The organism is Sphingomonas sp. 8AM, assembly GCF_902506455.1.
Classification (GTDB): Bacteria; Pseudomonadota; Alphaproteobacteria; order Sphingomonadales; family Sphingomonadaceae; genus Sphingomonas.
The window spans coordinates 3,411,270-3,433,062 of sequence record NZ_LR733844.1 but is presented as its reverse complement, the minus strand read 5'-3'; the positions used below and the strand labels follow the sequence as shown (position 1 = coordinate 3,433,062).

Here is a 21,793-nt window from a genome sequence, read left to right as displayed (position 1 = left end):
ACCCGTCTCCTTCACGTCGTGGCGGGATGTGCCTTGCGCGGCAAAGACTTGCCAGCTCCAAATAGTCGTACGGCGCGGCAGGATTGCTCCCGCCGCGCCGTCCGTCGGTACAGAACTGCCAAACCCCGCGCTCAGGCGGTACGCGTCCCCGACAGCGGGAAGCTGCCGAACGCGCCGGCGCCGACGCTGCCGGTGATCGTGTCGCCGTCGACCGTTGCGGCAATGTCGAGCGTCATCGGCATCGGCACCGTCATCTGCTGCTTCCAAGCCAGCGTATTGCCGTCGACGGTGCCGTTGACGTCCGACGCGCCCATCGCGCCCGACGCCTGACCGGTGAACGCATCGCCCGACTGCGTGACGCTCAGCGTCAGCTTCTGATCGCCGAGCGGCGACTTCACCGTGCAATCGTAGGTACCATCCACTCCGGCCATCGTGTTACTCCTTACTTGGCGGCGGGCGCCGGAGGCGTTCCGGCCACCGCGGCAGCCGGGATGACCTCGACCGGCAGGCCCAGCGAGTCAAGCTGCGGCTTCACCTTGGCCGCCTCGCCGACCACCACCCACACGAGCTTCGCCGGGTCGATCGCCGCCCTGGTCGCCGCGGTCACCTGCGGCAGCGTCAGCGCGCGATATTTCTGGGTGATCGTCGCATAGTAATCGTCGGGACGCTTGTAGAGGTCGTTCGACTGCATCGCGGTCAGCACGTCGTCGGACGTCTCGAAATTGCCCGACAGCGAACGCGTTCCGGCGTAGATCGCGCGGGCGAACTCCTCCTGCGTCATCGGCTTGCTGGTCAGATACTGCGTGACGTCGTTACGCAGCGCCGCGACCGACGGGCCGGTCTGGTCGGCCTGCACCGGCGCATACATCACATAGGGCGCGGCCTCGGCGTTGCGGCTGAAGCTGCCGCGCACCCCGTAAGACCAATGCTTGTCCTCGCGCAGGTCCATGTTGAGCCGGCCAAGGAAGCTGCCGCCCAGCGCGTCGTTGCCGACTTGGACCGGGAGCAGATCGTCGGTGCCCTTCAGCCCGGTCTGCACGCCGGCGGCGATCATCGACTGCGGGCTGGCGGGACGGTCGACCAGCACGATCCGCGGCGACACCGACGCCACCGCCGCCGGGAACGCCTTGGCACCCGCTGCACCGGCCGGCTTCCAGTCGCCGAACCGCGCTTCCATCACCTGCCGGATTTCGGCGAGCGGCCGGTCGGAGACGACGAAGACCTTCGCCTTGTCGGGGCGCAGCCATGCCTGCTGGAACGCGATCAGCTCGGCGCGGGTGAGCCCCTGCACCGCCGCCGCGTCACCCGATCCCTGCGCCTTGGCATAAGGCGAACCCGGTCCGACCAGCTTCGGCAACACGCGCTGCACCAGCCCCTGCGGACTCGTCAGTTCCTGCGCGATCTCGGCGAGCTGCTGCGACTTGACGCGACCCAGCTCGCTTTCGGGGAAGGCCGGCGTCCGCGCGATGTCCGCCCACAGGTCCGCTCCGGCCGCGAGGTTGGCGCTCGGCACGCGCAGCGACAGCGTCGTGCGATCCGGGCTGCTCCCGCTCGAGATCGACGCGCCCAGCCGCTCGCGCGCCTCGGCGATCTGGATCGAGTTGAGCCGCTTCGTGCCCTCATCCATCATCGCCAGCGTCAGCTGCTGCGTGCCCAGCTTGTCGGCGACATCCGCAGCGACGCCGGCATCGAAGCTCAGCACCGCCTGGGTGATCGGCACGACGGAACGATTGGCGTAGACCAGCTCGATGCCGTTCGACAGCCGCGCGCGCTCCACGGTCGGGAACGACAGACCGGCGACCGCGCCGACCGCCGGGAGCGGACCACGGGTGCCCTTCGCCGCCTGCGTGGGTGCCTCGACCACCTTGGCCGGCGGCACCGCCTTGGATTCGGCGTAAGCGTCGCGGTCGCCGTTGACGATGTCGACCTGATACGACGGCCGCGTCAGCCACTTCGCCGCGGCGGCCTTCACGGTCGCCGGCGTCTGCGCCGCCAGTTCGGCGAGCTGCTTCTTGTAGAAGCCGGGATCGTTGGAATAGAGCGCGCCTTCCGCCAGCGCGACCGCCTTGCCACCGAACCCGCCGACCGCTTCCAGCCCGTCGATGCGGCCGGACACAGTGCTGGTGACGTAGCGATTGACCTCGTCGGCGGTCGGGCCGTTCCTGACAAAATCGGCGACCAGCTGGTCGATCCGTGCCGAGACGGTCGCAGCATCGACACCGGGGCGGACGATCGTGGTGATCTGGAATGTGCCGACCTGCGCGAACGAACTATATTCGGCCGACGCCTGAACCGCGAGCTTCTCGCCCTTCACCAGCACGTTGCTCAGCCGCGAGCTGGCCAGTCCGCCCAGCACGCCCGCGGCGACCTCCAGCGACGACGATTCCCTGTCGTTGAGGCCGGGCACGGCCCATTCCTTCATGATGAGCGTCGCGGCGACGCGGTCCTTCATCACATCCTTCGCCGCTCCGGGCAGCGCGGCGGGAACCGGTGCGGGCGGCGCCACGCTCTTCGGTCCAGCCGCGATCGCGCCGAAATACTTCTCGACCAGCGGCCTGGCGGTCGCGACATCCACGTCGCCGGCCAGCACCAGCACGGCATTGTTCGGGCCGTAATGGCTCTTGAACCAGTTCTTGACGTCGGCAAGGCTCGCCGCGTCGAGATCCGCCATCGAGCCGATCGTATCATGACCATAAGGATGCGTGGCGGGGAACAGCCCCTCGGTCGCCTTGTAGCGGAGCAGGCCATAGGGCTGGTTATCGCCCTGCCGCTTCTCGTTCTGCACGACGCCGCGCTGCTCGTCGAGCACGCTCTGCGTGATCGCGCCGGTCAGATAGCCCATCCGGTCCGATTCGAGGAACAGCGCGCGCGCCAGCGCCGCGGTCGGCACCGTCTCGAAATAGTTGGTACGGTCGTAATAGGTCGTGCCGTTGAAGTCGGTCGCCCCGACCTGTTGCAGCGGCTCGAAGAAGTCGCCCGGCGCATTCTCGCTACCGTTGAACATCAGGTGCTCGAAGAGATGCGCGAAGCCGGTCTTGCCCTTCGGCTCGTGCTTCGACCCGACGTCATACCACACGCTGACCGCGACGATCGGCGCCTTGCGATCGGTATGAACGATCACGCGCAGCCCGTTCTTCAGCGTGAACTGCTGATACGGGATGTCGACCGCCTTCACCAATTGCGACACGGGCGCGGGGGCGGAAACTGGAGCGGTCTGGGCCAGCACGGGGGTCGTCAAAGCCGCCAGCGCCGAACCGGCTGCCAGGAATGCGCGATAAGCCAACGATGATGCTCCCCGGGGAATGAAGTGTCGCGGGAAACCATAGCGACCGCCGCATCCGCCGCAAGCGCAGTGACTGACCCGAAACAGCAATGTTACGAAACAAAGTCATTGACTGCCCCGGCAATGGTTGCCAGAGCAACCGTATGAGCTTCTACGATCCCGAGACCTACACGCCGGAACGATCGATCGGTTACCTCATCAAGACGTGTAACCAGACGATGACGGCGCTGCTCGACCGCATGCTCGCGGATGAGGAGCTGAACTCGTCGCAATGGTCGGCGATGATGACGATCCATCACGGCGAGGCCCCGACCTGTGCCGCGCTCGCGCGCGGCATGGCGCACGACAAGGGCGCGATGACCCGGCTGATCGACACGCTGGAGGAGAAGGGCCTCGTCGAGCGCACCCGCTCCGCGGACGATCGCCGGGTGGTGCATCTGTCGCTCACCCCCGCCGGACGCGCGGTGACCTCCCGCTGCCGCGACATGGTCGTCGAACATTGGAACCGCTGCTTCACCGGCTGGGCCGATGCCGAGGTCGAGACGCTGATCTCGCTGATGCAGAAGCTGCGCTGCACGCTGGAGGACATTGCCACATGCCCCTGATCCCGCCCACTCACCGCGCCGCCCCGCCCCGCGCCTTGTGCAGCCTCGCGAAAGCGCGCGCCGGGCTGGCCGCGGCGGTGGCGCTGCTGTTTGCCGGTTGCGCCGCCCCCGCCTCGCACACGTCGGTCGAGGCCAAGACGCCGGCCGCGCTGGCGCTCGCCGGCCCGTCGGTGCAGCTCGCCCCCGACTGGTGGCACGCGATCGGCGATCCGCAGCTCGACCGGCTGGTCGCCGATGCGCTCGCCGGCAACCCCTCGCTCGACATCGCCGCGGCGCGCGTTCGTCAGGCGCAGGCCGCGCTCGAACGGCAGGATGCCGAACGCCGCCCGTCGGTCGATGTCAATGCGCAGGTGCAGGGCACGCGACTGTCCAGCAATTACACGATCCCGCCGCCCTATGCCGGCACGGTCCGCGCACTCGGCACCGCACAGGCCGGGCTGTCATGGAACCTCGACCTGTTCGGACGCCAGAAAGCCGCGATCGAGGCCGCCGCGGCGCAGACCCGCGCCGCCGGCTATGACGTCGCCGCCGCGCGGCTGATGCTCGCGGGCGCGGTGGTGCAGAACTATGTCGAGGTGGCGCGCGCCGAACGCCGCGCCGCGATCGCCGCACGCACGATCAAGGCGCGTGAGGGCTCGCTGTCGCTGGTGCAGGCGCGCGAGCGCAGCCAGCTCGCCAGCCGCATCGACGTCACCGCCGCCGGTACGCTGCTGGCACAGGCCCGGCTCGCGCTGGTGCAGGCGCAGGCGGCGCGTGTGCTCGCCACCAACGCACTGGCGGCGCTCGCCGGGCGTGGCAGCGACTATGCCGCGGCGATCGGCGCGACGCAGCTCGCGACCGACACCGCGCTGCCGGTGCCGACCGCGATCCCCGCCGATCTGCTCGCGCGCCGCGCCGACATCGCCGCGGCACAGGCGCGGATCGCCGCCGCCGGGGCCGAGCGGCAGGTCGCACGCCGCGCTTTCTACCCCAACATCAACCTGTCGGCGCTGGTTGGGCTTCAGGCGATCGGCTTCGGCAATTTCGTCGATCTCGACTCCGGCACCGCGGGCGGGGGCGCGGCGCTCCATCTGCCGCTGTTCGACAGCGGGCGACGGCGCGCCGATCTGGCCGGTGCCACCGCCGCGCTCGACGTCGCGACCGCGCAGTATAACGATGCAGTCGTCACCGCCGCGCGACAGGTCGCCGACGCGATCGCGCAGGTTCGCGCGACCGATACCGCGCGGCTCAGCCAGCAACAGGTGACCGCGGGCTTTGCGGAAACCAACCGCCTCAACACGATCCGCGTCGCCAGCGGGCTCAACAGCCGGCTCGATCTGGTCGACAACGACGTCCGCCTGCTCGACGCCGAACTGGCCGACGCCAGCCTCTCCATCGACGCGCTCGCCGCGCGCGCGCAACTCGCCACCGCTTTGGGCGGCGGCTTCGACCCCGTTCAGGACGCTGCCCGATGACCGACACCGCCACCCCCGCTCCGACGCCCGCCCCTGCTCCCACCGGCAAGCCGGCCGCGCGTCGCCGCGCGCTCACCATCCTCGCGATCCTCGTCGCCATTGCGGCGATCGTCTGGGTGGTGATGCACTTCTTCTTCAGCCCGCCCGAGCAGGAGACCGATGACGCCTATGTCGCGGGTGACGTGGTCGCGATCACCGCGCGCGATCCGGGCACCGTCACCGCGCTGCGCGCCGACAACACGCAGGCGGTGACCGCCGGGCAGCCGCTGATCGACCTCGATCCGACCACCGCTGACGTCAACGTCGCCGCCGCCGCCGCCGAGCTGGCGCGCGCGGTCCGCAGCACCCGCGCCGATTTCACGCGCGTCGGGCAGAGCGACGCCGGCATCGTCCAGGCGCAGGCCGAACTGTCACGCACCCAGGCAGATTACGCGCGCCGCCGCTCCGCCGCGGCACAGGGTGCGGTCTCGGGCGAGGAATTGTCGCACGCCGCCGATGCGGTGAAGGTCGCCGCCGCCAATCTCCGCCTCGCGCAGGAACAGCGGCGTCAGGCGCAGGCGACCGTGCAGGGCACCGACGTGAACACCAACCCCGCGGTGCTCAGCGCCATCGCCGCCTACCGCCGCGCCGCGATCACCCGCAGCCACATGCACATGACCGCGCCGATCGCGGGCGTGGTCGCGCAGCGCACCGTGCAGGTCGGGCAACAGGTCAACGCCGGCACGCCGCTGATGGCGATCGTCCCGCTCGACCGCGTGTGGGTCGACGCGAACTTCCGCGAGACGCAGCTCAAGGATGTCCGCATCGGCCAGCCGGTCGAGCTGAGCTCCGACATGTACGGCGGCGACGTGAAATATCATGGCCGCGTCGTCGGCCTGTCCGCGGGCAGCGGCAATGCCTTCGCGCTGCTCCCGCCGCAGAACGCCAGCGGCAACTGGATCAAGATCGTCCAGCGCCTGCCCGTCCGCATCGCGCTCGACGCGCGCGAACTTCGCCAGCACCCGCTGCGCGTCGGCCTGTCGGTGAAGGCGACGATCGACACCGCCGACACACGCGGCGCGCAACTCGCGCAGGCCGCGGCGACTCCCTATCAGGGCGACACCACGACCGGCAGCGACCCGCAGGTGGAGGCAGCCATCCGCCGTATCGTGGCGGCGAACCGGTGAGCCGTCCCCTTCGTCATTTCCCCACCCCTCTTCGTCATCCCCGCGAAGGCGGAGATCCAGAACCTCTGACCTCGCGCCTCTTCCCAAACCGTCAGCGTGTCTGGATTCACACCTCCGCGGGAATGACGGTGGTGGGTGGCGCGAACGAGCGGAGCGTAACACATGGCTAGCGCACCCCCGTCAGGTCCCCCGCCGCTCACCGGCGCGCGGCTCGGCGTCACCGCGCTGGCGCTCGCGCTCGGCACGTTCATGATGGTGCTCGACTCGACGATCGCCAACGTCTCGCTGCCCACGATCGCCGGCAACCTCGGCGTCTCCAGCGACAATTCGACGTGGGTGGTCACCGCCTTCGCGGTCGCCAATGGCGTCGCGGTACCGCTCACCGGCTGGCTGATGCGGCGCTTCGGCGTGGTGCGCGTCTTCTGCACCTCGGTCGGGCTGTTCACGGTCGCGTCGTTCCTGTGCGGGATCGCCTGGGACCTGCCGTCGCTGATCCTGTTCCGGGTCATGCAGGGCGCGGTGTCGGGGCCGATGATGCCGGGCAGCCAGGCGCTGCTGATCGCGATCTTCCCGTCCGACAAGCGCTCCACCGCGCTCGGCATCTGGTCGATGACGACGCTGGTTGCGCCGATCATGGGGCCGATCCTCGGCGGCTACATCTCCGACAATTATCACTGGTCGTGGATCTTCCTGATCAACGTCCCCTTCGGCATCATCACCGCCTTCATCTGCTGGACGCGGCTGCGCGACCGCGAGACGCCGACCGCGCAATTGCCGATCGACACCGTCGGGCTCGGCTTGCTGGTGCTGTGGGTCGGATCGTTGCAGGTGATGCTCGACCTCGGCAAGAACGCCGACTGGTTCAACGATCCCTTGATCGTCGTGCTGTCGATCGTCGCGGTGATCGGCTTCATCTCTTGGGTGATCTGGGAGCTTACCGACGCCAACCCGACCGTCGACCTGACGCTGTTCACGCGCCGCAATTTCTGGATCGGCAATCTCGCCTTTTCGCTGGGCTATGCGGTGTTCTTTGCCAACATCCTGATCCTGCCGCTCTGGCTCCAGACCCAGATGGGCTATACCGCGACATGGGCCGGGCTGGTCGCCGCGCCCAGCGGGCTGGTGGCGGTGATCCTCACCCCGTTGATTGCGCGCCTCTCGGGCAAGATCGACGCGCGCATCCTCGCTACCATCGCCTTTGCCGGGTTTGCGATCAGCTACTGGATGCGCTCGGGGTTCACGACGCAGGCGACCTTCTTCGACCTGATGCTGCCGTTGCTGGTGCAGGGCGTGTCGATGGCGACCTTCTTCCTCGCAATGCTGACGATCCTGCTCGACGGCATCCCGCCCGAGAAGATCCCCTCGGCGACCGGCATCTCGAACTTCGGCCGGATCGTCGCGGGCGGGTTCGCCGCCTCGCTGATCTCGACCGCGTGGGACCGCCGCGAGGCGCTCCACCAGTCGCGGCTGGCCGAGGCGATCGGCAACGGCATCGGCTGGCAGATGGCGGCGGAGAATTTGGCGAAGCTCGGCATGAGCACGCAGCAAGCCGCCGCCGCAGTGACGCGACAGATGGTCGGGCAGGCATATCTGCTGTCCTCGACCGACCTGTTCCGGCTGTCGGCATGGCTGGCCGCGGTGCTGATCGTGCCGATCTGGCTGTGTCGCCGGCCGAAGCCGCAGCACGGACCGGTCGCAGCGGACTGAGACTCCGTCCGTCATTGCGAGCGCAGCGAAGCAATCCAGGGCGTCCTGATCCGGCGCTGGATTGCTTCGCTGCGCTCGCAATGACGAGGGGCTTCCGTAACGCCTGCAACGATCCTACCCTGCCGGCATGACCGACTTCGCCGCCACCCGCGCGCTCTTCCACCTGCCCGAAGGCGTCATCTACCTCGACGGCAACTCGCTCGGCCCGCTGCCGCTCGCCGCCGAGGCACGCGCCGTACAGGTGCTCCGCGCCGAATGGGGCGACCGCCTGATTCGCGCATGGAACGACGCCGACTGGACCACCCTGCCCGCGCGCGTCGGCGACCGGATCGCGCGGCTGATCGGCGCGCCCGGTGGCACCGTCACCACCGGCGACACGCTGTCGATCAAGGTCTTTCAGGCGCTCGCCGCCGCGCTGGCGCTCCGCCCGGAACGGCGCGTCGTCCTCTCCGACACCGGCAATTTCCCGACCGATCTCTATATCGCCGATGCCCTGACGCAGGCGTTGAACCGCGGCCTTGAGGTCAAGGTCGTCGCCCCCGAAGCCGTCGCCGCCGCGATCGATGAGAGTGTCGCAGTCGTGATGCTCACGCAGGTCGATTATCGCACCGGCCGCCTCCACGACATGGCCGCGCTCACCGCGAGCGCCCACGCCGCCGGCGCGCTGACCGTCTGGGATCTAGCACATTCCGCGGGCGCGCTCCCGATCGACGTCACCGCGGCGCACGCCGATTTCGCGGTCGGCTGCACCTACAAATATCTCAATGGCGGCCCCGGCGCCCCCGCCTTCATTCACGTCGCCCCCGAGCACGCGAACGTCGCACAGCCGATCCTCGCCGGCTGGTTCGGGCATGACGCGCCGTTCGCGTTCGAGCGCGGCTACCGCCCCGCCCCCGGTGTCGAGCGGATGCGCGTCGGCACCCCGCCGATCGTCGCGCTGTCGATCCTCGACGCCGCGCTCGATGCGTGGGACGAGGTCGACATGGCCGACCTGCGCGCCGCCTCGATCCGCCTGTCGGAGCGCTTCATCCGCGACGTCGAGGCGCATTGCCCGCAACTCACGCTGGCCTCCCCGCGCGACCCACAGGCGCGCGGCAGCCAGGTCAGCTTCATGCATCCCCACGCCTATCCCGTGATGCAAGCGCTGATCGCGCGCGGCGTGATCGGCGACGTCCGCGCGCCCGACGTGCTGCGCTTCGGCTTCACGCCCTTGTATCTGACCGAGGAAGACGTCGCGCAGGCCGCCACGATCCTCGCCGACATCCTCGCCACCGGCGAATGGGACCAGCCGCATTTCCACCACCGCGCGAACGTGACATGACCGACACCCACCACGACGCCGAACTCAATTTCGCCGAGCGCATGGGCTATGGCGACTATCTCGCGCTCGATCGCGTCCTCGACGTGCAGCACCCACGCAGCGACGCGCACGACGAACTGCTGTTCATCATCCAGCACCAGACCAGCGAATTATGGATGAAGCTGGCGGTGCACGAACTCGAAAGCGCGCGCGACGCGATCCTGTCGGGCGCGCTGCCGGAGGCGTTCAAGCTGCTGGCGCGCGTGTCGCGCATCCTCGAACAGCTCAACGGCGCGTGGGACGTGCTGCGCACGATGACGCCCAGCGACTATACCACCTTCCGCGACGCGCTCGGCCAGTCCTCAGGCTTCCAGTCGTGGCAGTATCGTGCAATCGAATATCTCTGTGGCAACCGTACCGCCGCGACGCTCGGTCCACACCGCCACCGCCCGGTCACGCTCGCGCGGCTGGAGGCGATCCTCGCCCCGCCCAGCATCTACGACGCCGCGCTCACCCGCCTCCACGCCGCCGGGCTGCTCGCCGACCCCGCACGTGACTGGCGCACCCCGCACGCCCCGAACGACGCGATCACCGCCGCCTGGGCGACGGTCTACCGCGACCCGCAGGCGCACTGGCCGCTTTACGAACTTGCCGAGAAGCTCGTCGACCTCGAGGATTACTTCCGCCGCTGGCGCTTCAACCACGTCACTACCGTCGAGCGCGTGATCGGACTAAAGCGCGGCACCGGCGGCACCGCCGGCGTGTCGTACCTGCGCCGGATGCTCGAGGTCGAGCTGTTCCCCGAACTATGGGCGGTTCGCACGCACCTGTAGACCGGATCCAACCGACCGGGTGCCCGCCTTCTCTCGTCATCCCGGACGTGATCCGGGATCCCGCTTTTACCGCGGTTGCCGAAGAAGCGGGGCCCCGGATCACGTCCGGGGCGACGAACGAGGGAGCCGGTCGATGGAAATCGGGCCCAAGCATAAGCAGCCGAATGGCCATCGTCGCCAGCATCCCGCTACCCTCCGGTCGTCGCGGCTGTTACGACCCGCCCCGAGAAGGGGATTGATCCGATGAAGACCTTGCTGCTCGCCTCCGCGGCGTTGCTGTTCGCCGTGCCCGCTACCGCCCAGACGCCCGAGGTGCCGCTCGGCCGCCTCACCGATGCCGCGCGCCCGACCGCCTATCGCCTCGCGCTGACTATCGACCCGACGCAAGCACGCTTTACCGGCCACACCGAGATCGACACGCAGGTCGCGCGCGCCACGCGCTCGCTCTACCTGCACGGGAACGACCTGGCCGTCACCCGCGTCACCGCCACCGCCGGCAAGCGCACGTTGACCGCGCGCTACACGCAGGTCGATGCCTCGGGCGTCGCACGCCTCGACTTCGACGGCGAACTGCCCGCCGGCCGCGTCACGCTGGCCTTCGACTATGACGCGCCGTTCATGACCGGCGGCGAGGGGCTGTACCGCGCCAGGGTCGGCGACGAATGGTACGCCTGGACGCAGTTCGAGCCGATCGACGCACGCCGCATGTTCCCGTCCTTCGACGAGCCCGGCTTCAAGACGCCGTTCACGCTGACGATCACCGCGCCGACCGCGCAGAAGGTCTTCGCCAACACCCCCGAGGTCGCGCACGGCACCGCCGGCGGCGGGCTGACCGTCCATAAATTCGCGGCATCAAAGCCGCTCCCGACCTATCTGGTCGCGCTCGCCGTCGGCGCGTTCGACGTCGTCCCCGGCAACGCGCCCGCCAATGCGGTCCGCAAGACCGCGCTCCCCTACAGCGCGATCGCCACCAAGGGGCAGACAGCCCGCCTGCAACTCGCCGCAAGCGAAGGGCCGAAGATCCTCGCGCTCCACGAGGACTATTTCGGCATCGCCTATCCGTTCGAGAAGCTCGACCAGATCGCCTCGCCGGTGATGAGCGGCGCGATGGAGAATGCCGGGCTCGTCACCTACAACGACACGTTGCTGTTGCTGTCGCCGGACGCCCCGGCACGGCAGCGCAGCGACTTCGGCATGGTCGTCGCGCACGAACTCGCACACCAATGGTTCGGCGATCTCGTCACCCCGACGTGGTGGACCGACATCTGGCTCAACGAGAGCTTCGCCGAATGGGCCGGCAATCGCGTCGGCGAATTGTGGCAACCGGGGCTCGGCACCGAGGTCGGCCAGCTCGCCGAAGCGTTGGCGGCGATGGACACCGACAGCCAGTCGGTCGGCCGTCCGATCCGGCAGGAGATCAAGCGCAGCGACGAAGTCTCCAGCGCCTTCGACTCGATCACCTATCAGAAGGGCGGTCAGGTGCTGACGATGGTCGAACGCTATCTCGGCCCCGATCGCTTCCGCCGCGGCGTGCAATATCACCTCAACCGCTTCCGCTACGGCAATGCCGACGCCAACGACTTCTTCGCCTCGATGGCCAAGGGCTCGGGCGACGCCGGCGTCGTTCCGGTGTTCCGCAGCTTCGTCGAGCAGACCGGCGTGCCGGTCATCAGCATCCGGCAGGACGGCACCGGCTGGCGCGTCGCACAGGCACGCTATCGCCCGATCGGCGTCGCCGCGGTCGCACCGCAGACGTGGAACGTGCCGGTCTGCGCTAGGCAAGGCGAGGTGCGCAGCTGCACCCTCCTGACCGGCGCCACCGGCACGCTCGCGCTCAAGGGCAGCGGCCTGGCGGTCCCCAACGCCGATGGCGCGGGCTATTGGCGCTACAGCCTTGACGATGCCGGGTGGCAGACGCTGATGGCAGGCGCTGCCGCACTGCCCGCGCGTGAGGCGATGGCCGCCGCCGACAGCCTGTGGGCGGACTTTGCCGCCGGCAACGCCGGCTTCGCGCGCGTCGTGTCGAGCGCGCGCATCCTCGCCGACCATCGCGAGCGCTCGGCGACCTTGCTGCTTCCCTCGGCGATCGACGGCGTCGAGCGCTTCGGCCTCACCCCCGCCGCCGACGCGGGGCTGCGTCGCCTGGCCGGCGAATTGTCGCTCCCACGCCTGCGCAGCCTCGGCGCGCTCAAGCTGACCACCGGCGCCTATGCCGGCGAGGAAACCGGGCAGAGCCAGTTGCGCCAGTCGCTCGTTTCCTATGCCGCCTTCGTTGCGAAAGACGCCGAGGTGCGCCGGCAGCTCACCACCGCCGCACAGGCGTCCCTCGTCGGCGACGCGCAGGCGCTTGACCCGAGCTATCGCGCGGTCGCGTTCGTCGCGGCGGTGCAGGAACTCGGCGTGCCGTTCATGGACAAGCTGCGCGCCGCGCTGATCGGCAGCACCGATCCGCTGTTCCGCCAGCAGGCGGTGCGCGCGCTGGGTGCGGCCGACACCCCCGCGGCTGTCACCCGCGCGCTGGCGCTGACCGGGGATCAGGCACTGCAATCGAGCGAGCGCGTCGCGATCCTGCGCACCCTGCCCGTTCGCCCGGCCGGACGCGACGCGGTGTTCGCGCGCCTGCAGCAGAATTTCGACGCGATCGCCGGCACCATCCCCGCCTTCAGCCGCCCGCGCCTGCCGTTGTCGTTCGCGGGCTATTGCAGCGCCGATAAGGCCGCCGCGGTCGAGGCGCTGTTCCGCCCCAAGCTGGCAGTGCTCGGCGGCGGCGCGCTCGAACTCGGCCAGACGCTCGACGCGATCAACCAGTGCGTCGCGCTCAAGGCCGCCAAGGGCGCGGAGATCGAAGCGGTGCTGACCAAGGCGGGCTGATCAGCCTCTCGTCGCCCCGGACTTGATCCGGGGCCCCGCTTCTTCTCCGAAACGGCGGCGAGCCGTAGCCTTCATCGTCATTGCGAGCGCAGCGAAGCAATCCAGTGTTGGACCAGGACGCCCTGGATTGCTTCGCTACGCTCGCAATGACGAAACCCATAAAAAGAAGGCGGCCGCATCAGCGACCGCCCGCCTCTTTGTCACCGCAAGGAGCGCAACCTCACCCCTGCATATCCTCCAGCTCGCGCCCGCGAGTCTCGTGCACCATCTTGCGCACGAAGAAGAACGAGATCGCCGCGAACACCGCATAGCCGGTATAGGTCACCGCCAGCCCCGGCGAGACCGCCAGCGCCGGGAAGCTCACCGAGATCGCCGCATTGGCGATCCACTGCGCGAAGCCGGCGACCGCCAGCCCCGAACCACGGATCTGGTTCGGGAACATCTCGCCCAGCATCACCCACATCACCGGGCCCCAGCTGGCGTTGAAGAAGATCACGTACAGGTTCGCCGCGACCAGCGCGATCACGCCGTTGTTACCCGGCAGGCTCACCGCGCCCGCCGCATCGGTGACCGCGGTCGAGAACGCCCAGGCGACCACCGCCAGCGTCACCGCCATGCCCGCCGATCCGATCAGCAGCAGCGGCTTGCGCCCGATCCGGTCGACGGTGAAGATCGTGAACACGCACGCCGCGATCGACAGCACACCCGACAGGATGTTGGTCTGCAACGCATAATCCTCGGAGAAGCCGACCGCCTCCCACAAAGTCGCGCCATAATAGAAGACGACGTTGATCCCGACGAGCTGCTGGAACACCGCCAGCCCGATCCCCGCCCAGACGATCGGGCGGATCTTGCCGGTGGTGCGATCCTTCAGGTCCGACAGCTTGGGACGGTGATGATCGGCGGCGAGGCTGCCGCGGATCTCACCGACCTTGCGATCGGCCTCGGCGGTACCGAACAAGCGCGTCAGCACCTTGTGCGCCTCGTCGTCACGCCCGCGCGCGACCAGATAGCGCGGGCTTTCCGGGATCACGGTCAGCGCGATCAGGTACACCAGCGCCGGGATCGCCTGCAGCCAGAACATCCACCGCCACGCCGTGAAGCCGAACCAGAAGCTCGCGGTCGACCCGCCAGCGTAGCGTGCCAGCGCGAAGTTGGCGACGAATGCGCCGGTCAGCCCGGTGATGATCATCACCTGCTGCAGGCTGGAGAGCCGCCCGCGGATCGCCGCCGGCGTCACCTCGGAGATATAAACCGGCGAGATGACGCTCGCCGCGCCGACGCCCAGCCCGCCGACGATCCGTGCGAGAATGAAGATCACCGACGACGACGCCGCGCCCGCGACCAGCGCGCTGACGAGGAACAGGAACGCCGAGCCCATCATCACGCCGCGCCGCCCGATCCGGTCGGCCAGCCGCCCCGCGCCGAACGCGCCGATCGACGAACCGATCAGGATCGCGCCGACATTGACACCGATCCCCAGCTTGCCGAGGTCGAAGGCGCTTTCCAGCCCCTTCTGCGTGCCGTTGATGACGCCTGAGTCGTAACCGAACATGAAGCCGCCGATCGTCGCCACCGCGACGATCGCGGCGATGAAGCCTATGTTCACCTGTCCCATCGCGGCGTCGCGATCCGCCGGTCCGCCCGGCTCCATCATCACCATCGCCATGCCCATCCCGCTCCTGTGTTTGTTTTACTTATTGATTCGATGCGTCCGCGGGGTCCGGTCAGCGCCAGCCCGCATCGACGAAATATTCGTGCCCCGTGCACATCCGCGCGTCGTCCGATGCGAGGAACAGCGCCAGCGCCGCGACATCGGCGGGCTGGATGCGCCCGTCGAGGCATTGCGCCGCGACGATCTCCGCCTCGCCCTCGGGCGTGTACCATCTCTCCTGCCGCGGAGTCTGCACGTTGCCCGGCACGATCGTGGTGACGCGGATGTTGTCGCGCCCCAGATCGCGCGCCATGCTGCGCGTCATCCCCTCGATCGCCGCCTTGGCGGTCTGGTAGAGCACCAGCTCGGGTAGCCCGAGGTGCCAGCTGATCGACCCGAAATTGACGATGGCGCCGCCGCCCGCCGCCTTCAGGTGCGGCACCGCCGCCTGCGCGGCGAAGAACAGATGCCGCAGGTTTACCGCCATCCGGTCGTCCCAATAGGCGGGCGTGACCTCGGCGATCGTGTGGCGATCGTCGTTGGCGGCATTGTTGACGAGCACGTCGAGCCCGCCGAGCTTTTCAACCAGCGCGCCGATCGTCGCCGGCAGCGCCGCGACATCGGTCAGATCGCAGCGCTGGAAATGCGTCTGCGCGCCCAGCCGCTCGGCGAGCGCCTGTCCCGCTTCCTCCGCCACATCGACGAACGCGACATGCGACCCCTGCGCGGCGAACGCCTCGACCAGCCCGGCACCGATTCCGGTCGCGCCACCGGTGATGAGAACGCGCTTGCCCGCCAGCGAAGGATAGTTCGCGCGACCGCTCACTTGGCCGTCTCCAGCAACCCGCGCTGCGCCAGATTGCGGAACAGCGCGCCGATCCCGTCGGTCCACGGCGCGGCGTCCTTCGACGTCACGACCCGGTTGGTGAGCCGGCCCAGCTTCGCGCTCTCGATCGTGACGACATCGCCGACCTTGTGCGTGAAGCCGCGGCCCGGCTCGTCGCGATCCTGCACCGGCGCGAACAACGTGCCCAGGAACAGCACGAAGCCGTCCGGATACTGGTGTTCCGAGAGAGTCTGGCGCACCAGGTCGAGCGGATCGCGGCTAATTTCGGCCATGTTGCTGACCCCGTCGAGGTCGTAACCGTCCTCGCCGTGAATGTTCAGCCGCACTTCGGCATGCCGCACGTCGTCAATCGTGAACCCGTCATCGAACAACCGCACCAGCGGCCCCAGCGAGCAGGACGCATTATTGTCCTTCGCCTTGCCGAGCAGCAGCGCCGACCGCCCCTCGAAATCGCGCAGATTCACATCGTTACCCAGCGTCGCACCGATCGCCTCGCCACGGCTGTCCACCAGCAGCGCGACCTCGGGCTCGGGATTGTTCCAGTGTGAATCCGAGCGAATACCGATCTCCGCCCCCGCCCCGACCGTGGCCAGCACCGGTGCCTTGGTGAAGACCTCTGCGTCAGGACCGATCGCAACCTCCAGATATTGCGACCAAAGTCCGTCCTCGATCAGCGCACGCTTCAGCTCGGCCGCCTCGGGCGTGCCCGGCACCACCGAGCGGATCGACCCGCCCATCCGCGCCTCCAGCCGTCCGCGAATCTCCGCCGCCGCCGACCAGTCGCCGCGCGCCCGCTCCTCGATCACACGCTCGATCGCCGATACCGCAAACGTGACGCCGCACGCCTTCACGCATTGCAGATCGACCGGGCTCAGCAGTTCAAGCCCTGCTTCGTCAAGCGCGCCGAGCGACCGCCCCCCGGCACCCGACAGGTCATCGCCCTCGACCAGCATCGACACGGTCGGCGCGATTGCCGACATGTCAAACGCCTCGCCTGCGATCACCAGCAGCGGGATCGGGCCGGCCGGCGTCGCGGCTCGCCCCACAAAACGCCCCGAGCGCCAGTCCTGCGGCAAGCCCGACGCGATCGCGTCGTGTAGCTGCGCCATCATCCCCTCCACCTTCTTACTTGATAGCGCTAACAACACCGCCCCGTGGCCGGTGTCAAGCGGCGGCCGCCACAACGCAGCGCGCCGACGAGCGGTAGCGTCCCGTTAAAGCACGGGTCAACCGGAACGATCGGGCAGCAGCGGCATCGTGCCGCAGCTGGTCACGTCAGGATCGTGCAACCCATTGCGGCGCGGTCGGGCGCGCGCTCAGCAGCGCCGCCGGGTCGGCGCAGTGAATCGCCTCGCGCGACGGTCGCCCGATGAGGAAGCCCTGCACCTGCGGGATGTCCCATTCGCGCAGTCGCGCCAGCTGCGCCACTTCCTCCACCCCCTCCGCCACGATCGGAATGCCGAGGCTCGCACCAAGTGCGGCAATGCTCCGCACGATCGAGCCGGACGGCGTATGGTCCAGCATCGTCGCGACGAAGCTGCGGTCGACCTTCAGCTTGTCGAACCGGAAATCGCGCAAATTGCCGAGCGAGGAATAGCCGGTACCGAAATCGTCCATGACGATCGCGGCGCCGTGATGCTGCAGGGTGCGCAACACGGTCAGCACCGGTTGCCGGCGCTTGTCGAGCAAGGTTGCGCTTTCGGTGACCTCGAACTCAAGCCGTGACGGTGCGACCCGGTGACGCCGCGCCAGCGCGAGCAGCTCGTGCGCCAGCGCGGGCTGACGGAACTGGATCGCCGACAGGTTGAGCGCTAACGTCATGTGATCGGGCCAGCGACTCGCCGCCGCCATCGCCTGATCGGCCATCCATAGCCCGATCGAGTCAATCCGCCCGCTCGCCTCGGCCAGCGGGATAAAGCGGTCCGGCCGAATGTCGCCAAGCTCGGGGTGTGCCCAGCGCAGCAGCGCCTCCTGCCCGATCACCTGCAACGTATCGGCATCGGCGATCGGCTGGAAGGCGAGGTACAATTCACCGCGGTCGGCCGCGCCGTCCAGATCGCGCGACAGCCGCCAGCGCAGCCGCACTTCTTCCTTGAACTGGTCGTCGAAGAAGCGCGCGGTGTGCCGCCCTTCCGCCTTGGCGCGATACATCGCCATGTCGGCGAGGTTGTACAACTCCTCGCCCTCCTGTTCGACGCCGGAAAGCGCGACCCCGATGCTCATCTGCACCGGCACCGTATCCCCGGCCGTCGCCTCGCACGCGCGCAGGATGCGCTGGACCAGCAGCTCGGCGGTAGCAGGCTGTTCGCCGCCGATCTGGACGATGGCGAATTCGTCGCCGCCCAGCCGCGCGACCATGTCACTGGCACGCACGCACGCGCTCAGCAACTGCGCCGCGGTCCGCAACGCCTCGTCACCGCCGGCGTGGCCGAAGCGATCGTTGATCGACTTGAAATCGTCGAGGTCGATCGCGAAGACCGCCACGCGCTCGCCGGTGCGCGGGGCGCGCAGCAATTCCTGCGTCAGCCGCTCCTCGAACAACAGCCGGTTGGGAAGTCCGGTCAGCATGTCATGATGCGCGAGGAACTCGACGCGCCGTTCGGCGCGCCGCCGTTCTTCCACCGCGCCGCGATAATCGGCGATGCCGCGCGCAAGGTCGCCCACTTCGTCGCTCCGTGCTGCGCCGGGAACGTCGGGCGCGGCCTCCTCGCCGTGGCTGAGCTGGCGCACCCGCTCGGCAATGGCGACGATCGGGCGGATCACCCGTCGCCGCAGCCACACCATACATCCCAGCAGCACACCCAGGGCAGCAATCGCACCGATCAGCGCGCGGTTCAGATTGGTGGCGAGATCGCCGGTGCTGCGCTTCAGCTCGACATTGATCCGCTCGATCAGCTGCCCGCGCAACGCGGAGCGTGCGGCCTCCAGCCGCCGCAGTGCAGCCAGAAACACCGGCATCCGCCGCGGTATGTCGGCCCGCGCGTCACGCGTATCCTGAAGCAGGCGAAGGCTGAGCGACGCGAAGTCGGCCTCCGCGGCGCGCCGCTCCGCCACCGCAGCGCGCAAATCGGATGGCACTGACAGGCGCGGCGAAAGATGCGCGTTGCCGTGATGGAAGTCACCCAGCGCGCGCGTGACCGTCGCCCACTGCGGGGCCGCGATCGTCTGGCGCTGCTCCGCAAGCCGCGTCACCTCGCCGATGCCGAGCCGCAACCGGCGCTGCACCTGATCCTGCCGCTCCTCCATTTGGAGCAGCGCGGTGAGCTGGCCGAGCGTCGCATTCTCCGCATAGATCGCGCGGGCCAGCACCAGCCCTCCGCCGAGCAACGCCAATCCCAGCACCAGAACGGCACCGAAGGCAGCAGCGACTCGAGTCGATAGGGATGTCGGCAGCACACAACCTCCGCGGTGGTCTGACGTACACGAGGAAGTCTTACTGCTTTATGAGCGATATCGGGGCCGCCACAAGTAACCTGCGTCATGGCGTGACGCAGCCTGAACGTTCAATGTACGAAAATTCAGCGTTGCTTGATGCACCTTTGCTTGACTCATGGGGTCTTGGACAAGAAAAAGACGTTGAATTAAGGGGATGCGCCTGAATGCTCATGACAGGGCCGATGATCGTCGCCGATGAAGCCGCCCGTCAGGCTGCGGTGGATCGCCTCGATCTCCCGTCGAAGCGTTGGGACGAGCGGCTGCAACGGATTGCGGAACGCGCCGCGGATGTCGCGCGAACACCGATCGGCGCCATTTCAGTGGTTGATCGTGCCCGCCAGTGGATGATCGCCAAGCGTGGGCCGGTCGAGGATGAGGTGCCACGTGCCCTGTCGTTCTGCGCGATGGCGATCCACCGCCCCGGCGAGGCGCTGATCGTGCCCGACGCCGCACAGGATCCGCGTTTCGCCAACAATCCGTATGTTAAAGGCACGCCTGCGATCCGGTTCTACGTCGGCATCCCGCTCGTCGACCGCTCCGGCTATCCGCTCGGCGCCCTGTGCGTGATCGACCACGAACCGCACCAGCAGATGCCGGACCTCTATGATCTCAGCGCGCTGGCACGCGAGGCAGAACGCATTTTCATCCAGCCGAACTGACGTCCTTTACGGGGCTCTCGCTTTCCGGCTTGCGATGCGCGATGAGCGCAGGCAGCTAAAAGCATGAAAGGCCGCGGACGGCTCCGCGCTTGCCAACGGAGGACGGGTGCCGAACCGAAAACGTATTATGCTGGTCGAAGACACGGCCAGCCACCGCAAACTCTATTCCTCATGGTTACGGATCGGCGGCTACGACCCGCACGTCCTCGCCGACGAACGCAGCGTGCACCAGATGGCCGAGGAAGTCCGCCCGGCCGCGATCATCGTTGATATCCGCCTGCCCAACATCAGCGGGCTCGATGTGATCGAGGGATTGAAGACCGACGAGCGCACCCGCGCGATCCCGGTCATGGCCCTGACGGTGCTCGACAGCGCGACCGATCGCCACGCCTGTCTGGCCGCGGGCGCGGACGTCTTCGTCACCAAGCCCGACCGAATCGCGACCTTTCTCGACCGGATCGCCGCGCTGGTTGCCTGAGCGCGGCTTAGCGACGGGGCCGGCGCAGCCGCGGCTCGGTAAAGCCGGCCTCCATCAGATTGGCGACGAGCAGGTCGCGTTCGGCGCTGGTCGGCGCGCCCATGACCACCACGATCATCCGCTTGCCCCCACGCCGGGCCGATGCGGCGAGGTTGAAGCCGGCCTCGACGGTATAGCCGGTTTTCAGTCCGTCCATCCCCTCGACCTTGCCGAGCAACTTGTTGTGGTTCGGCCGCACGCGCCGTTCCCAGGTAATCGACCGGGTTTTGAACAGTCCGTAATGCTTTGCCTCCGCACGGATCAGATGCCGCGCCAGTGTCGCAATATCGCGCGCGGTGGTGCGTCCGGCACTCGGCGCAAGTCCGGTGGCGTTACCGAAGCGGGTGTGGGTCATGCCGATCTCGGCCGCGCGCGCGTTCATGCGCGTCACGAACGCCCGCTCGCTGCCGGCCAGATGCTCGCCGATCGCCACCGCGATGTCGTTGGCGGAGATGACGGCCACGGCGCGCAGCGCGGCATCGACGCGGATCGTCCCGCCGCGCCGCAGTCCCAGCTTCGAGGGCTGCTGCCGCTCGGCGGCCGCGCTCATCGTCACCAGCGTGCCCGGCCGGAGCGTGCCCGCATCGAGCGCCTCGAACGCGAGCAACAACGTCATCATCTTGGCCAGCGAGGCGGGCGGCCGCTCGCGATCGGCGTTGTCCTCTTCGAGCACCTGCCCGGTGCCGGCATCGATCACGATCTCGGATACAGGAGCGCGGGGGGCGGCGGCCATCGGTGTGGCGGCGAACAGCGCCAGCCCCGACATCGCGATACGCAACACATTCGACATGCACGCAGGCCTAACCGCTCGCTTGGCACACGACAACGCCGCGCGGCGGTTCACACGCCGTCGCGAGCCACCATATCGACCAAATGAACCGCACCTTCTTCGCCCGCGACGTCGTGACGGTGGCGCGCGCGCTGATCGGCACGACGCTGACGATCGACGGCGTTGGCGGAACGATCGTCGAAACCGAGGCCTATGACGCCAATGACCCGGCCTCGCACAGCTTTTCCGGGCCGGGCGTGCGCAACGCCGCGATGTTCGGCCCGGCGGGCGCGGCCTATGTCTATCGCATTTACGGGCTGCACCATTGCCTCAACGTCACCTGCGGCGACGGCGCGGCGGTGCTGATCCGCGCACTCGCGCCGGCGATGGGTACCGAGGTGATGCGCGCCCGGCGCGCGACGACACAAGCCGAGGCCTTGCTGTGCGCCGGCCCCGGCCGGCTATGCAAGGCGCTGGGCGTCGACCTGTCGCTGGACGCCGTCCCGCTCGACGCGCCGCCCTTCGCGTGGCGCGATCGTACCGCGGCGCCGCCGATCGCCGCCGGACCACGGATCGGAATCACCCGCGCCGCCGGGGTGCCGTGGCGTTTCGTCCTGCAAGGCTCACCATCGCTGAGCCGCCCGGCGCCGAAGGCGCAATGACCCACGCCTCCGTCATCCCGCACTCGATCCG

17 protein-coding genes are annotated in these 21,793 nt (G+C 68.5%); 10 read left to right on the top strand and 7 right to left on the bottom strand.

Annotation, left to right across the window (positions count from 1 at the left end; genetic code table 11):
- Nucleotides 1–131: 131 nt before the first annotated feature.
- Nucleotides 132–431 carry a hypothetical protein gene (locus BACI71_RS16080; RefSeq protein ID WP_159760325.1) on the bottom strand — a complete coding sequence of 100 codons (300 nt, stop codon included), beginning with the start codon at nt 429–431 and terminating at the stop codon, nt 132–134.
- Between the two features lie 11 nt (nt 432–442).
- Nucleotides 443–3,283: a M16 family metallopeptidase gene (locus tag BACI71_RS16075; protein WP_159760323.1), complete on the bottom strand. Its 2,841-nt coding sequence runs from the start codon at nt 3,281–3,283 to the stop codon at nt 443–445.
- A gap of 143 nt (nt 3,284–3,426) precedes the next feature.
- On the opposite strand from BACI71_RS16075, the gene BACI71_RS16070 reads away from it, so the two are divergent.
- From BACI71_RS16070 to BACI71_RS16040, 7 genes are all read left to right on the top strand, one after another.
- Complete coding sequence (locus tag BACI71_RS16070) at nt 3,427–3,888, top strand: MarR family winged helix-turn-helix transcriptional regulator (RefSeq protein WP_159760320.1); 462 nt, start codon at nt 3,427–3,429, stop codon at nt 3,886–3,888.
- On the top strand, nt 3,879–5,342 hold the full coding sequence (locus BACI71_RS16065) for an efflux transporter outer membrane subunit (protein ID WP_159760318.1): 1,464 nt from the start codon (nt 3,879–3,881) through the stop codon (nt 5,340–5,342). Before BACI71_RS16070 ends, BACI71_RS16065 begins: the two co-directional genes overlap by 10 nt.
- Nucleotides 5,339–6,508 carry an efflux RND transporter periplasmic adaptor subunit gene (locus BACI71_RS16060; RefSeq protein WP_159760316.1) on the top strand — a complete coding sequence of 390 codons (1,170 nt, stop codon included), beginning with the start codon at nt 5,339–5,341 and terminating at the stop codon, nt 6,506–6,508. Before BACI71_RS16065 ends, BACI71_RS16060 begins: the two co-directional genes overlap by 4 nt.
- A gap of 162 nt (nt 6,509–6,670) precedes the next feature.
- Complete coding sequence (locus tag BACI71_RS16055; protein WP_159760314.1) at nt 6,671–8,215, top strand: DHA2 family efflux MFS transporter permease subunit; 1,545 nt, start codon at nt 6,671–6,673, stop codon at nt 8,213–8,215.
- Between the two features lie 127 nt (nt 8,216–8,342).
- Nucleotides 8,343–9,536 carry a kynureninase gene (gene kynU, locus BACI71_RS16050; protein ID WP_159760312.1) on the top strand — a complete coding sequence of 398 codons (1,194 nt, stop codon included), beginning with the start codon at nt 8,343–8,345 and terminating at the stop codon, nt 9,534–9,536.
- On the top strand, nt 9,533–10,348 hold the full coding sequence (locus BACI71_RS16045; RefSeq protein ID WP_159760310.1) for a tryptophan 2,3-dioxygenase: 816 nt from the start codon (nt 9,533–9,535) through the stop codon (nt 10,346–10,348). Before kynU ends, BACI71_RS16045 begins: the two co-directional genes overlap by 4 nt.
- A 243-nt stretch (nt 10,349–10,591) precedes the next feature.
- Nucleotides 10,592–13,219: a M1 family metallopeptidase gene (locus BACI71_RS16040; protein WP_159760308.1), complete on the top strand. Its 2,628-nt coding sequence runs from the start codon at nt 10,592–10,594 to the stop codon at nt 13,217–13,219.
- Between the two features lie 220 nt (nt 13,220–13,439).
- Here the strand turns inward: BACI71_RS16040 and BACI71_RS16035 are convergent, their stop codons facing one another.
- The 4 genes from BACI71_RS16035 to BACI71_RS16020 form a co-directional block, all read right to left on the bottom strand.
- Nucleotides 13,440–14,837, bottom strand: a complete 1,398-nt coding sequence (locus BACI71_RS16035; RefSeq protein ID WP_159761286.1) for a sugar porter family MFS transporter — start codon at nt 14,835–14,837, stop codon at nt 13,440–13,442.
- 109 nt (nt 14,838–14,946) lie between these two features.
- Nucleotides 14,947–15,699: an SDR family NAD(P)-dependent oxidoreductase gene (locus BACI71_RS16030; RefSeq protein ID WP_159760306.1), complete on the bottom strand. Its 753-nt coding sequence runs from the start codon at nt 15,697–15,699 to the stop codon at nt 14,947–14,949.
- Nucleotides 15,696–16,829, bottom strand: a complete 1,134-nt coding sequence (locus BACI71_RS16025) for a fumarylacetoacetate hydrolase family protein (protein WP_159760304.1) — start codon at nt 16,827–16,829, stop codon at nt 15,696–15,698. The genes BACI71_RS16030 and BACI71_RS16025 overlap by 4 nt, the downstream gene beginning before the upstream one ends.
- Before the next feature lie 166 nt (nt 16,830–16,995).
- Nucleotides 16,996–19,116 carry a putative bifunctional diguanylate cyclase/phosphodiesterase gene (locus tag BACI71_RS16020; RefSeq protein ID WP_159760302.1) on the bottom strand — a complete coding sequence of 707 codons (2,121 nt, stop codon included), beginning with the start codon at nt 19,114–19,116 and terminating at the stop codon, nt 16,996–16,998.
- 203 nt (nt 19,117–19,319) lie between these two features.
- Between BACI71_RS16020 and BACI71_RS16015 the strand changes: the two genes are divergently transcribed.
- Entirely contained in the window at nt 19,320–19,814 is a 495-nt protein-coding gene (locus BACI71_RS16015; protein WP_159760300.1) for a GAF domain-containing protein, read from the top strand.
- 127 nt (nt 19,815–19,941) lie between these two features.
- On the top strand, nt 19,942–20,292 hold the full coding sequence (locus BACI71_RS16010; protein WP_159760298.1) for a response regulator transcription factor: 351 nt from the start codon (nt 19,942–19,944) through the stop codon (nt 20,290–20,292).
- A gap of 7 nt (nt 20,293–20,299) precedes the next feature.
- Here BACI71_RS16010 and BACI71_RS16005 read toward each other — a convergent pair whose 3' ends face one another.
- Nucleotides 20,300–21,109 carry a D-alanyl-D-alanine carboxypeptidase family protein gene (locus tag BACI71_RS16005; protein WP_159760296.1) on the bottom strand — a complete coding sequence of 270 codons (810 nt, stop codon included), beginning with the start codon at nt 21,107–21,109 and terminating at the stop codon, nt 20,300–20,302.
- Between the two features lie 95 nt (nt 21,110–21,204).
- On the opposite strand from BACI71_RS16005, the gene BACI71_RS16000 reads away from it, so the two are divergent.
- Nucleotides 21,205–21,762 carry a DNA-3-methyladenine glycosylase gene (locus tag BACI71_RS16000; RefSeq protein ID WP_159760294.1) on the top strand — a complete coding sequence of 186 codons (558 nt, stop codon included), beginning with the start codon at nt 21,205–21,207 and terminating at the stop codon, nt 21,760–21,762.
- Nucleotides 21,763–21,793 lie beyond the last annotated feature (31 nt).